Origin of the sequence: Microbacterium sp. NPDC055910, from assembly GCF_042271185.1 — a bacterium.
GTDB lineage: Bacteria > Actinomycetota > Actinomycetes > Actinomycetales > Microbacteriaceae > Microbacterium.
This window is the reverse complement of record NZ_JBHJZS010000032.1, coordinates 21,422-34,899: the sequence shown is the minus strand read 5'-3', so window position 1 is coordinate 34,899 and position 13,478 is coordinate 21,422. Positions and strand designations below refer to the sequence as shown.

The window sequence follows — 13,478 nt, the reverse complement described above, 5'->3', positions numbered from 1 at the left end:
GGTGAACCCCGCAGTCTCGGCGCCCCGATGCAGTCTCACCGGTATTGGGTACGGGGTCAGCGGTCGAGGGCGCGGGTGAGGGTGCGAGCGGCGTCGTCGATGGCGCGTTCGAGCTCATCGACGACGGATGCCGCGAGCTCACCGCCCCGCGCGACGTGCGAGCGCACGTCGCTGCGCACGCGTCCGCGGAATGCGCTCACGAGCGCGTCGGCGCGGTGCAGCTGCTCGCGGCTGCGACTGCGCACGTCATCCGACGGCGCGGGGGGTGCAGACTCCGCCTTCTGGCGCTCCTGCTTGCTCGCCGCCGCGAGGTCGGCACGCAGGCTCTTCATCGCTTCGCGCACACTGCCGCGCACTTCGTCGGCGATGAGGCGCACGCTGTCGGCGAGGCCCTCTTCGATGCCCTGCAGGTCGTCGGCGCGAGCGGCGACCTCGGCGCGGCCGGCCGGGGTGATCTCGTAGACGGTCTTGCGGCCGTCGACGGACTTCGTGACGAGCCCCTCCTCCTCGAGCTTCGCCAGGCGCGGATACACCGTGCCCGCACTCGGGGTGTAGGTGCCGCCCGTGCGGTCGGACAGCGCCTGCATGATGTCGTAGCCGTGGCGCGGGCCCTCATCGAGCAGGTTGAGCAGGTACAGGCGCAGGTCGCCGTGCGAGAAGACGGGGCTCATCACCACTCCTCCTCGTCGGCGCCGGCGGCATCCGTCTGCACGCCCACCCGCCGCAGCACCGTCAGGTCGCCCGAGACGGAGTTGGCGCGGATGTCGACGAACGTGCCGCTGAGCTCGCCGGTCGAACCGGTAAAGTTCGTCGCGGGACCCGTCTTCTGGCCGGAGCGCACCGTGCCGTCGATCTGCACGCGTCCGCTGACGCTGCGCACGACGTAGTTCGCGGCGAGGCCGTCGTCGAGCCGGATGGTCGCGTTGCCCGAGATGGTGTTCAGGTTGACGGTGTGGATCGCGCCATCGGGGTCGACGAAGACGGCCCCCGAGACGGTGTCGATCGTCACCTTGCGCAGCGCGCCCGTCACGGCGACGTCGCCCGAGACGCTGTTCGCCGACAACGACCCGTCGAGGCCGCGCAGCTGCACATCGCCCGAGACGGCGTTGACCGTCACGTCGCCGGTCAACCCGTCGACGATGATGTCGCCGGAGACGGTGTTCAGTCGCGCATCGCTGTCGAGTCCGGTGACGAGGGCGCTCGCCGACACGACCCCGAGGGTCAGCGCGATCGAGCGGGGCACGGCGACGCTGATCTCGGCCTTCGGGCCGCCGTCGCCGAAGTTGCGGAACACTTCGAGGAAGTTGTCCCAGCGCAGCTGCGGATGGTCGATCTCGACGGTGCCGTCGGTCACGTCGATCCGCAGATCCTTGACCGTGACGCTGTGCACCTCGATGCGGACACCGGGCTCGTCGTGCGCGACGACGTCGATCTGGCCGCCGACGAGTCCGATCTTGAGTGCGCGCACCGTCTCGATGTCGATGACGCGCGTCTCGCCGGGGTGGACGACCCACTTCTCGTAGTCCATGCTTCCTCCAGGTTTCATCTCGCGATATATCGCGTGCCGCGACAGTAACACGATATATCGCGTCATGCCGAGGAAATTCAGGGAACATCCACTTGACCTTGACGTTACGTCAACCTTTAGCGTGGGTCACACGAAGACAGGAGAGCCCATGGAGTGGTCGATCCAGCAGATCGCCAAGCTCGCCGGCACGACGAGCCGCACGCTGCGTCACTACGACCAGCGGGGGCTGCTCGCGCCCTCGCGCATCGCATCGAACGGCTATCGCCACTACGACGAGAGCGCCCTCGTGCGACTGCAGCGCATTCTGCTGCTGCGCGACCTCGGGCTCGGGCTGTCCCAGATCGCCCAGATCCTGCAGCGCGAGGGCTCCGAGGAGGCGGCTCTCAAGAGCCATCTCGCCTGGCTTCGGCAGGAGCAGGAGCGGCTGGCGCGACAGATCGCGTCGGTCGTATCGACCGTGACGGCATTGAGAGGGGGTGAACAACTCATGGCAGAGAAGATGTTCGACGGCTTCGACCACACGAAGTACAAGGACGAAGTCGAACAGCGCTGGGGCGCGGATGCTTACGCGGCGGGCGATGCCTGGTGGCGAGCGCAGGACGACGCGGCGAAGGCCGCGTGGATGCGACGCGTCTCCGACCTCAACCGCGACTGGATAGCGGCCGCGCACAGCGGTGCAGCGCCCGACAGCGACGAGGCGCAGGCGCTCGCGGAGCGCCACGTCCAGTGGCTGAGGTCCGTGCCCGGCGCACCGACGGCTCGCGACACGATCCGGGGCTACGTGCTCGGCCTCGGCGAGATGTACGTCGCCGACCCGCGATTCGGCGCGAACTACGCGACGGATGCCGGCGGGTCGGCCGGCGCCGAATTCGTGCGCGATGCGCTGCGCGTGTACGCGGACGCGAATCTCTGAGCCGAGAGACGACGGATGCCGCAGACCAGACCGGTCTGCGGCATCCGTTCTCTCAGCGTCGCTGCCCCGACAGCGCGACGCGAACTTATGTGCGGCGGCTGCCGCTGATGAGCCGGAACAACAGGGCGATGAGCGCGATGACTCCGACGATCAGGGCGACCCACAGCAGCCAGCTCAGGGCTTCACCGAGTCCGCCCACGATGGCGAGCACGATCGCGACCACGATGATGATGATCAGCGCGATGTTCATGGAGAGTCCTCCTTCTCTGAACGGCACGATCTGATCGCACCGCGTGCTTGAGCACGTCTCTACCATGGCACTCCCGTCGCGAACGTCGACAGGGGTTGCACCCCGGATTCTTATGGTGCTAGTGGGGTCGCGGCGCACGGGTGTCAAGCCCCTGCGCCCGCCCACGGCGTCCGCGTACCGTTCGAGGCACGACGAAGGAGGAGCCATGCCCCGAGGACGCGGATCGAATAGTCTGAAGAAGCCCGAGCTCTACGAAGAGCTGCGCGACGACGGAGCCTCGAAGGAGAAGGCCGCCCGCATCTCCAACGCCGCGGCCCGCGACGGCGCGAAGGAAGTCGCCCGGCGCGGGGGCAAGGCCGGCGACTACGAGGACTGGACGGTCGACGAGCTTCGCAAGCGCGCGAAGGAGCTGGGCATCACCGGGTATTCGGGCAAGCGCAAGGCGGAGCTCATCTCGATGCTCCGCAACCACTGACGGCGGTGGCGGATCGACTCATCCGGGTGCGTCCCGACGAGGACCCCGGACTGCGTCGCGTGCGCTCCGGTTCCGGCTTCAGCTACGTGCAGGCGGACGGGCGGGCGGCGACCGGCGCCGACCGCGAGCGCATCTCGCAGCTCGTCATCCCGCCGGCCTGGCAGGACGTCTGGATCTCCGCGGAGCCGTTCGGCCACATCCAGGCGGTGGGGACGGATGCCGCGGGCCGGCGCCAGTACGTCTATCACTCCGCGTGGCGGGTTCGACGCGACCGCGGGAAGTTCGCCCGTGCGCTCGCGCTCGCGGCCGCGCTGCCGAGCGCGAGGCGGCGCGTCACGGTGGCGCTGCGCGCCGACGAGCTGGACCGCGAGCGCGTCCTGGCCGTCGCGTTCCGACTGCTCGACACGGCGGCACCGCGCGTCGGCTCGACCCGGTACCTCGACCGTCACGGCAGCCGGGGGCTGACGACCCTGCAGCGACGCCACGCCGTCGTCGAGGAATCCGTCGTGACGCTCTCGTTCCCCGGCAAGAGCGGCAAGCGGGCGCTCCTCGAGATCGCCGATGACGACCTCGCCGTCGTGATGCCCCTGCTCGTCGAAGGGCGGCCGGGTGCGGCCCTGCTCGCCTACCGGCACGGCAGGAGGCGCGTCGCGCTCCGCCCGGGTGACGTCAACGACCATGTGCGCGCCCTCACGGGCGGGCGCTTCACGGCGAAGGACTTCCGGACGCTCCGCGGCACGATCCTCGCCGCCGAGGCGCTCGCGCGGATCGGGCCGGCGGCGACGGCCCGAGAGCGCAAGCAGGCCGAGAAGCTCGCCGTCGACGCGACGGCCGCCGCGCTGGGAAACACACCCGCCGTCGCCCGGGGGAGCTACATCGATCCCCGGGTCTTCTCGGCGTACGGGCGCGGAGAGCTGCTCGACCTCGGCATCACGCCCGAGTCGGCGATCCGCGATCTCGTCGTCCGCGCCGCCCGGCGCCGGGCGCGGTGACAGCGATCCGCGCTGTCGGCGGAGGCTCAGAAACGCCGTGGGATACTGAGCCGGATACGTTCTCGTATCCGCAGCGCCGGCTCTCGCAGCGCGAGTATCGCGCCGCGGCATCCTTCACGATCACGCAAGGGCCCCCGTGTCGAACCTCGCCGTCCTGAGCTTGAAGAACCGCGCGCTCATCGCGCTCATCACGATCGTCGCCGCGATCTTCGGCGGGCTCGCGCTGACGAGCCTCAAGCAGGAGCTCATCCCGTCGATCGAGTTCCCGGCGCTCATCGTCGTCTCGGCCTACCCCGGCGCGTCGCCCGAGGTCGTCAACAACGACGTCTCCACCCCCATCGAAGCGGCGATCCAGGGGGTTCCCGGCCTCGAGACGACGACGGCGACGAGCACGACGAACGCGTCGATCATCCAGGCGTCGTTCTCGTACGGCACGAACCTCGCCACGGCCGAACAGAAGATCGCTCAGGCGATCAACCGCGTACAGGGTCAGCTGCCCGACGGCGTCGAGCCCAACGTCATCTCCGCGAGCATCGACGACTTCCCCGTCATCCAGCTCGCCGTGACGGGCTACGACGACGCCGAGACGATCCAGGCGCGCTTGGAGTCCATCGTCATCCCCGAGCTCGAGGACGTCGACGGCGTCAATGCCGCCGAGATCGTCGGCGGGATCGGCCAGCGCGTCACGATCACTCCCGACCAAGCTGCGCTCGCCGCCGCCGGCTACACGCAGCAGGCGATCACCGACGCCCTCGACCAGAACGGCGTGCTGTTCCCTGGCGGCGATGTCACCGAGGCCGGGCAGACGCTCACGGTGCAGACCGGCACCAAGATCGACTCCGTCGAGCAGATCGCCGCGCTGCCGCTCGTGCCCTCTTCGGCCGACCAATTCGCCGCCGGTCAGCGCACGATCGGCGATGTCGCTTCGGTCGTGCAGGACCAGGACCCCGTCACGTCGGTGTCGCGCGTCGACGGCGAGCCGGCGCTCACGATCGCGGTGACCAAGCTGCCCGCCGCCAACACGGTCGACGTGAGCACGGGTGTGCTCGCGGTGCTCCCCGCACTCGAGAACGACCTGGAAGGGGCCGAGTTCACGGTCGTCTTCGACCAGGCGCCCTACATCCAGGAGTCGATCGACGCGCTCGCGAAGGAGGGCCTGCTCGGCCTCGTCTTCGCCGTGCTGGTGATCCTCGTCTTCCTGATGTCGGTGCGTTCGACGCTCGTGACGGCGATCTCCATCCCCACGAGCGTGCTCATCACGTTCGTCGGCATCCAGGCGCTCGGCTACTCGCTCAACATCCTCACGCTCGGTGCGCTCACGATCGCGATCGGACGCGTCGTGGACGACTCGATCGTGGTGATCGAGAACATCAAGCGGCACTACGTCGGTGACGCCGACAAGAAGCGCTCGATCCTGATCGGTGTGCGTGAGGTCGCCGCGGCGATCACCGCCTCGACGGTCACGTCGGTGGCCGTCTTCCTGCCGATCGCGTTCGTCGATGACGTCACCGGCGAACTGTTCCGGCCGTTCGCGCTCACCACCACGATCGCCATGCTCGCCTCGCTCTTCGTCGCGCTCACGATCGTGCCGGTGCTCGCCTACTGGTTCCTGCGTCCGGGCACGCAGATCCTGGATGCCGCGGGCCGGGCGATCGACCCCGAAGACCCCGCCGCCCCGCCGAGCCGACTGCAGAAGTCGTACCTGCCGGTCCTGAACTGGACCCTGAAGCACTCGTGGACGACGCTTCTGCTGGCTGTCCTCGTGCTCGGCGGCACGGCCGCCGCAGCGCCGTTCATGAAGACGAACTTCCTCGGGGACTCCGGCCAGAACACCTTCACGATGACGCAGAGCATCGGGCCGGCGGCATCGCTCGAGGCGGAGTCTGCGGCAGCCGAGCAGGTGGAGGCCGTGCTCGCGGACATCGAGGGCATCGAGACGGTGCAGGTGTCGATCGGGTCGAGCGGCTCCGCGCTGCGTGACGCCTTCGCCGGCGGCGGCACCGGCGTGACCTACTCGATCACGACGAACCCCGGCGTGGACCAGGTGCTCCTGCGCGAAGACGTCCAGGATGCCATCGCCGATCTCGAGGATGCGGGTGAGATCACGATCGCCGCGAGTGGCGGGGGCTTCGGGTCGAGCGACATCGCCATCGACGTCACGGCACCGGACAGCTCGACGCTGCAAGAGGCCACGGATGCCGTCGTCGCTGCGCTCGCCGGAGGTGAGGGCCTCGGTCAGGTGACGAGCAACCTCTCCGCCTCGCTGCCCTACATCGCCGTCTCGGTCGATCGAGACGCCGCGGCATCGCTCGGCCTGTCCGAGGTCGCCGTGGGCGCTCTGGTGTCCAACACGATGCGTCCGCAGCAGGTCGGCTCGGTCGAGATCGACGACACGTCCCTGACGGTCTTCCTCGCCGCCTCGCAGACCCCCGCGACTCTCGACGAGCTGCGCGCCCTCGAGGTGCCGACCGCGGTCGGGCCGGTTCCCCTGTCCGAGGTCGCGACCGTCCAGGAGAGCGAGGGCCCGACCTCGATCACGACGCAGCGCGGCCAGCGCACCTCGACGGTGACCGTCACGCCGTCGACCGATGATCTGACGGCGGCGTCGGCCACCGTCACGACCGCGCTGGCCGACGCCGACCTGCCGGCATCGGCCGACGCGTCGCTGGGAGGCGTGGTCTCGCAGCAGGCGGATGCCTTCTCGCAGCTGGGTCTGGCTCTGCTCGCGGCGATCCTCATCGTCTACATCGTCATGGTGGCCACCTTCAAGTCGCTGCGACAGCCGATCCTGCTGCTCGTCTCGGTGCCGTTCGCGGCGACGGGCGCGATCCTGCTGCAGATCGTGACGGGCGTGCCGCTGGGTGTGGCATCCCTGATCGGCGTTCTGATGCTGATCGGCATCGTCGTGACCAACGCGATCGTGCTCGTGGACCTCGTCAACCAGTACCGCGAGAAGGGGCTGACCGCGCGCGACGCCACCGTCGCCGGAAGCTCGCGACGCCTGCGTCCGATCCTGATGACCGCGCTCGCGACGATCTTCGCGCTGACGCCGCTGGCCCTGGGGATCACCGGTCAGGGCGGGTTCATCTCGCAGCCGCTCGCGATCGTCGTGATCGGCGGCCTGATCTCGTCCACCGTGCTGACGCTGCTCGTGCTGCCGACCCTCTACAACCTCGTCGAGGGCGCGAAGGAGCGCCGCCGTGCGCGACGCGGCGAGCCTGTCGTCGTCGGCGCATCGACCGCCGACGCACCCGCGACGCGTCGCGAGCGTCGCCTGCAGGAGGCCGCCGCCGCGGGGGGAGTCTCAGCCATCGCGGTCGCTGAGCCTGCCGACGCGTCGTCGTCTCGCGAGTCCGACGCTACGTCTCCCGCGCGTGAGCTCGAGCCCGAGAGCGGGCACGAACAGCAGCCCGCAGCCGCAGACGTGCCCGAGCCCGAGCACGAGCCAGGTTCCGCGGGTGACCCGACGGACGACGCCACGACGACCGGCGACGCAGCTGAGGAACGGCCGGCGCGCGAGGACTGATGCGCTCGCGCGTCGACGGCTTCGACGGACGAACGGCGCGGATCGGCGCGGGGTAGGTCGTCAGGATGTTCTCGCGCGGCGACGAGCGGGGGGTGAGCGCGGGGGATGCGGCATCCGCGGTCTCGTCGTCCTGCGCGCAGATCGCACGCGGAAGGCCCAGCAGCCAGACGCCCATCGTCGAGAAGGCGAGCGATTCGTAGAACGCGAGCGTGATGAGACCGGCGGCCAGCACGACCATGCCCGTTGCGAGCAGGATCACCCCGACCACGGCGAAGCGGCGGAATGCGTTCGACAGCGCGCGGCAGCGCAGGCCCGACGCGACGAACGAGAGGAACGACAGGGCGAGCCCCGTCGCGGCGATGTCGTGCAGGATCGAACTGACCGGGATCGGGATCAGCCCGACCATCATCATGTGCGCGCCGGCTGACGAGATCGAGCAGCGGATCCACATCGCCCGGCGCTGCGAGATCCGCTCGGGCAGGTCGACGCCGATCACGATGCCGTACACCGTGAGGAGCAGGCCCGACACGATCACGGTCGCGTTGAAGGCGCGCGCTGAGAAGTCCTGGAACGTGCCGAGCTGTGAGTAGTGCAGGTGCCACCAGTACGGGTCGCTCGTCGTGAGGATCGCCACGGCGACCCCCAGCACGAGTGCGCCGGTCGCGAGTGTGCCGAGGCGGTGCGACCCCGAGACGCGCAGAGCGGGTCGCTTCGAAGGGGCCCCCGACATCCCGATGGCGGCCAGGGCGACAGGTCGGGGTGTCTCCGAGAGCAGATAGGTCATGAAGTTACCGTGGGTAGCGGCAACGCCTCGCACGTGTACACCCGACCTCCCCCAGGCCCGGCTCGTGCGCGGAGCATGCCGGTGGCTTAAGTTCTCCCCAGCTGACGGCAAGTCACCGACCTTTCATAGGGTAATGGGTGTAAGAGGCGTTCGGTGAACAGTGATCTTTCAGCCGATGACCGGTAATGTTGACAAGTCGGCTTCAGGACGCCGCGCCGTGTTCATCGCACGCGCGGATGGGTTTGTGAGTCCAAAGGGGCCGATGGTGAGCGTCGATCGACGCACATGACCATCACTGAGAATGGCCCCCGGCCGACGGATGTCCGGGTACGCCCGCGCGCTGCGCGGGCGCTGTTTCGTGCGAGAAAACCCACAAGGACATCATCATGCCCAAAAACAAGAAGCCCGCCGGCGGTCGCCCCGCCAAGAACTTCGAGCCGCGCTATGGCGAGAAGAAGGGGTCGTACCAGGATCGCAAGCGCCGACCGGATGCCGCCGCTCCCGGCCGTGCCAGCGCGAACAAGCCCGGCAGCAAGAGCCCCCACCACCGCGGATATCGTCCCGCCGAGACCGACGCGGCCGAACCGAAGCGCCGCTGGTCGGCGCAGGAGAAGGCGGGCCGCGACGAGGCTCGCGGCATCCGCACGCACGCGCGCAGCGATCGTCCCCGCTTCGACGAGGACCGGCCGCGGCGCGACGAGCGAGCCCGCTCGGACCGGCCCACCTACTCGCCGCAGGGCGGATCGCGCTCGTTCGACCGCAACGACCGCGATGCTCGCGGCACCGGCCGCCCCGCGGCACGTACCGAGCGCCCCGCCGGTGACCGCGACCGCGGTCGCCCGCCGTACGCCGACCGGGTCGACCGCACCGAACGCCGCACGCACGGCGACGCGCGCCCGTCGTACCGCCGCGAGGAGCGTCCTCGGTTCGACCGGGATGACCGCGGCCCGCGCCGGGAGTCGGGCGAGCGTCCTCGGTTCGACCGGGATGACCGCGGCCCGCGCCGTGAGTCGGGCGAGCGTCCTCGGTTCGACCGGGATGACCGCGGCCCGCGCCGTGAGTCGGGCGAGCGTCCTCGGTTCGACCGGGATGACCGCGGCCCGCGCCGTGAGTCGAACGACCGAGCACCGTACCGATCGCAGGACCGGACGCGTTCGTCCGACCGCAGCTTCGGCGGCCGTGACGCGGGTCGCCCCGCGCCTCGCGCCGACCGTCGCGACGACCGCCCTCGCCGTGGCACGGACAACCGCCCCGGTCGCTCGGACTGGACGGCCAAGCCCGCGCGCGACGAGCAGCGGGTCGATGTCGTGCACGAGCGTCTGCAGGCCGAGGCACTGCAGGCCGGCGACGTCGCCGATCTGACGTTCGGCGACCTCGGACTCGGCGAGAACATCGTCCGCGTCCTCGCCGAACTGGGCGCCGCGCGCCCCTTCCCGATCCAGGCCGCCACGATCCCCGCCGTTCTCGAGGGTCGCGACGTGCTCGCGCGCGGACGCACGGGCTCGGGCAAGACGATCGCCTTCGGGGCGCCGCTGGTCGAGAGCGTGCTGCGCAGCCAGGCCGGCAAGCGTCGTGAGTTCGCCCGTGCGCCGAGGGCACTCATCCTCGCCCCGACGCGCGAGCTCGCACTGCAGCTCGACCGCACGATCCAGCCGATCGCCCGCAGCGTGGGCCTGTTCACGACGCAGATCTACGGCGGCGTGCCGCAGGCGCGTCAGGTCGGTGCGCTCCGCAAGGGCGTCGACATCGTGATCGGCACCCCCGGTCGCATCGAGGACCTCGTCCAGCAGGGCAAGCTCGATCTGTCCGACATCTCGATCGCCGTGCTCGACGAGGCCGATCACATGTGCGAGCTCGGGTTCCTCGAGCCCGTGCAGCGGATCCTGCGCCACACCGCCGAGGGCAGCCAGAAGCTGCTGTACTCGGCGACCCTCGACCGCGAAGTCGCGGCGCTCGTCGACGAGTTCCTCGTCGAGCCCGCCGTTCACGAGGTCGCCGGAGAAGACCAGGAGTCCTCGACGATCGACCACCGCGTGCTCCTCATCGACCACCGCGACAAGGCCGAGATCCTCACGTCGCTCGTCGACCGCGAGGGCAAGACGCTCGTGTTCGCGCGCACGCGTGCGTACGCCGAGATGCTGGCCGAGCAGTTCGACGATGCGGGCATCAACGCCGTCGCGCTGCACGGCGACCTCAACCAGGCCAAGCGCACGCGCAATCTCCACCGGCTCACGTCGGGCCGCGTCAACGTGCTCGTCGCGACCGACGTCGCCGCACGCGGCATCCACGTCGATGACATCGATCTCGTGGTGCAGGCCGATCCGCCGGACGAGTACAAGACGTACCTGCACCGCTCGGGCCGTACCGGCCGCGCGGGTCGTGCCGGCAACGTCGTGACGCTCATCACCCGTCAGCGCCGCCGTCGTATGACCGAACTGCTCGATCGGGCCGAGATCGAGGCGCCCTTCGACGAGGTGCGCCTGGGCGACGATCTTCTCGAGGAGATCTCCGGCCGGCAGGCGGTTCCCGAGTAGGCGACGACGTCGCCGTCGAACGGTCGCAGCGTGACGGCGATCAGGACGCGAAGAGCGTCTCGAGCAGCTCCGCAGCGCGCGGGGCGCCGCCGAGGCTGTTGAGCTGCTGCGCGACTCGGCCGGCGGCATCCTGGAACGCCGGGTCGTCCATGACACGGTCGTAGCCGTCGGCGACCTTCGCCGCCGACGGGGTTCCGGTCCGCAGGTTCACGCCGGATCCCGACCACGCCACGCGCGCGGCGATCTCGGGCTTGTCGAGATCGCCGCCCGCGATCACGAGCGGGACGCCGTGCGAGAGTGCGGCGAGGGTGCCGCCCCACCCGCCGTTGGTGATCATGGCCTCCAGGCGCGGAAGCAGCGCCGAATACGGAAGGACTCCGGCGACGCGCACGTTCGGCGGCACGGGGAAGGGCAGCTCGACACGATCCCGGATCCCGGTCGAGACGACGACGAGCACGTCGCGGTCGGCGAGGGCCTCGACCGCCGGGCGAATGAGATCGGCGGGGTCGATGTTCTGGGTGCCTTGCGACACGTGCACGACGCGTCGTGCGTCCAGGTCACCCCACCAGGCGGGTACTTCGCCCTGCGAAAGCGCCGTGAGGCGCCCGACGAAGTGGACGTGCGCGGGTCGATCCGTGCGTGCGAAGTCGAGCAGCGGGGCGCCGCTGGCGACCACGAGTCGTGGTGAGAACACGACACGATCGAAAGTGCGTCGCGACGGAGCCAGCCCGACGCGTTCGCGAGCGCGCGCGAGCGGGCGGCGCAAGGGCAGCGACAGCAGGGGCACCGCGGCGCGCAGTACCGAGTCTCGCGTGCGCACGATGGCCGTGCGGCCCGGTGCAAGGCCGAGTCCGCTCGGCGGTCCGGACGGAGCCGCCATGTTGAGCGGCAGCACCGATACGGTCGCCCACGGCACACCGCTCCGTTCGGCGAACAACACAGCGCCGACCGATACGTCGTCGCCCGCCATCGCGTCCCACGGCTCGCGGTCCCACTCCGCCTGGAGGTCGTCGACCTGCTCGGGCGCCGTGCCGATGAACACATCGGTGATGTTGATGAAGACCTGGCTGAGGCGCTTCTTTCCGATCAGGCGGGGGAATGTGCTCTGCAGATCGTTCTCGTCGAAGTCAGGCGCTTTCCGCCACGGCAGCAGACGCGCACCGGTTGCCGCCACCTGGTCGGCGAAGGCGGGACCGGTGTAGACCCGCACGTCGTGGCCCCGTGCAGAGAGCGCGTGCGCGACAGAGCACATCGGAGCGACGTGCCCCGTGAAGGGGGCGGCCGAGAGCAGTATTCGCGCCATCGGGTCTTCCGCGACCATTGTCGCGCGTGCCGGACGGTTCGTACAGACTCAGAAGAGCATCGCCGGGGCGGCTTCGGCCGCGCGGCCACGGGTCGTCGTGACGACTCGTGACCGTGTGGCCGCCGCCGACGGCGCGGACCTGCGTGGCGTGGCTTCTTCGTCGTGTCCGTCAAGGCCGTGCACGCGCATGAGGGGACGCACGCGCTTGGCGAGCCACGCTCGATAGGCCTTCGGCGCGGTCGTCGATGCCCCTGGATACAACCCGCGATACGCCGACACGAGATGCGGATGCTCGCGCTCGAGCCAGCGGAAATACCACTGCTTGGCGCCGGGCCGCAGGTGCAGCGCGCCGAAGACGACACGTACGGCACCGGCATCCTTGATGCGTTGCAGAGCATCGTCGATCGCCGCCACCGAGTCGGTCAGGTGGGGCAGGATCGGCATGAGGAAGACGGTGACGCGGAACCCCGCGGCGGTCGCGGCGCGCACGGTCTCGAGCCGCGCCGTCGCCGACGGTGTGCCGGGCTCGACGCTGCGCTGCAGGGTGTCGTCGAAGACGGCGATCGACATCGAGATCGACACGTCGACGGATGCTGCGGCCTCGGCCAGCAGCGGCAGATCACGGCGCAGCAGCGTTCCCTTCGTGAGCACCGAGAACGGCGTGCCCGAGTCCGTCAGCGCCGAGATGATCCCGGGCATGAGTCGGTACCTGCCCTCCGCGCGCTGATACGGGTCGGTGTTGGTGCCGAGAGCGACGTGCTCTCGGTTCCACGAGCCGCGCGCGAGCTCTCGCCGCAGCACGTCGGCGACGTTGACCTTGACGACGATCTGCGAGTCGAAGTCGCGCCCCGCGTCGAGGTCGAGATACTCGTGGGTGCCCCGCGCGAAGCAGTAGCTGCATGCGTGACTGCAGCCCCGGTAAGGGTTGATCGTCCAGTCGAACGGCATCGCCGAAGAGCCCGGAACGTGGTTGAGGGCGCTTTTGCACAAGACCTCGTGGAAGGTCATGTCGGCGAACTCGGGTGTCCTCACGGATCGGACGAGCCCGTTGAGCTGCTCGAGACCCGGCAGGGCCGCGGCATCCGGTACGCCCAGTTCCTGCCCTTGCCATCGCATGCACCTATGGGAACAGAACTACGAAACTATGTCAAGCGACCACGCGCGAAGATTCGA

At 69.7% G+C, this 13,478-nt stretch carries 10 protein-coding genes; 5 read left to right on the top strand and 5 right to left on the bottom strand.

The features are described 5' to 3' along the window. Positions 1-56 precede the first annotated feature (56 nt). Both ACFC3F_RS12405 and ACFC3F_RS12400 read right to left on the bottom strand, forming a co-directional pair. A complete protein-coding gene (locus tag ACFC3F_RS12405) occupies positions 57-671 on the bottom strand; it encodes a PadR family transcriptional regulator (protein ID WP_376130034.1) in 615 nt (204 codons plus the stop codon). Continuing rightward, the gene (locus ACFC3F_RS12400; protein ID WP_376130031.1) at positions 671-1,528 is read right to left on the bottom strand and encodes a DUF4097 domain-containing protein; all 858 of its coding nucleotides are present in this window, start codon (positions 1,526-1,528) and stop codon (positions 671-673) included. Before ACFC3F_RS12400 ends, ACFC3F_RS12405 begins: the two co-directional genes overlap by 1 nt. Positions 1,529-1,676: 148 nt before the next feature. Between ACFC3F_RS12400 and ACFC3F_RS12395 the strand changes: the two genes are divergently transcribed. After that, complete coding sequence (locus tag ACFC3F_RS12395) at positions 1,677-2,441, top strand: MerR family transcriptional regulator (protein WP_376130028.1); 765 nt, start codon at positions 1,677-1,679, stop codon at positions 2,439-2,441. An 85-nt stretch (positions 2,442-2,526) separates the two neighbouring features. Here the strand turns inward: ACFC3F_RS12395 and ACFC3F_RS12390 are convergent, their stop codons facing one another. After that, complete coding sequence (locus ACFC3F_RS12390) at positions 2,527-2,691, bottom strand: hypothetical protein (RefSeq protein ID WP_179520274.1); 165 nt, start codon at positions 2,689-2,691, stop codon at positions 2,527-2,529. Positions 2,692-2,896: 205 nt separating this feature from the next. Between ACFC3F_RS12390 and ACFC3F_RS12385 the strand changes: the two genes are divergently transcribed. From ACFC3F_RS12385 to ACFC3F_RS12370, 4 genes are all read left to right on the top strand, one after another. Then, positions 2,897-3,166, top strand: coding sequence for a Rho termination factor N-terminal domain-containing protein (locus tag ACFC3F_RS12385; RefSeq protein WP_376130025.1), 270 nt, complete (start codon positions 2,897-2,899; stop codon positions 3,164-3,166). A 5-nt stretch (positions 3,167-3,171) separates the two neighbouring features. Next, entirely contained in the window at positions 3,172-4,158 is a 987-nt protein-coding gene (locus ACFC3F_RS12380) for a DNA topoisomerase IB (protein ID WP_376130022.1), read from the top strand. Between the two features lie 136 nt (positions 4,159-4,294). Next, positions 4,295-7,684 carry an efflux RND transporter permease subunit gene (locus ACFC3F_RS12375; RefSeq protein WP_376130019.1) on the top strand — a complete coding sequence of 1,130 codons (3,390 nt, stop codon included), beginning with the start codon at positions 4,295-4,297 and terminating at the stop codon, positions 7,682-7,684. 1,170 nt (positions 7,685-8,854) lie between these two features. Continuing rightward, entirely contained in the window at positions 8,855-11,002 is a 2,148-nt protein-coding gene (locus ACFC3F_RS12370; RefSeq protein WP_376130016.1) for a DEAD/DEAH box helicase, read from the top strand. Between the two features lie 40 nt (positions 11,003-11,042). On the opposite strand, the gene ACFC3F_RS12365 is transcribed toward ACFC3F_RS12370, so the two are convergent. Continuing rightward, positions 11,043-12,305, bottom strand: coding sequence for a glycosyltransferase (locus ACFC3F_RS12365; protein ID WP_376130013.1), 1,263 nt, complete (start codon positions 12,303-12,305; stop codon positions 11,043-11,045). A gap of 48 nt (positions 12,306-12,353) precedes the next feature. Continuing rightward, positions 12,354-13,421, bottom strand: a complete 1,068-nt coding sequence (locus tag ACFC3F_RS12360) for an Rv2578c family radical SAM protein (protein ID WP_376130010.1) — start codon at positions 13,419-13,421, stop codon at positions 12,354-12,356. Positions 13,422-13,478 lie beyond the last annotated feature (57 nt).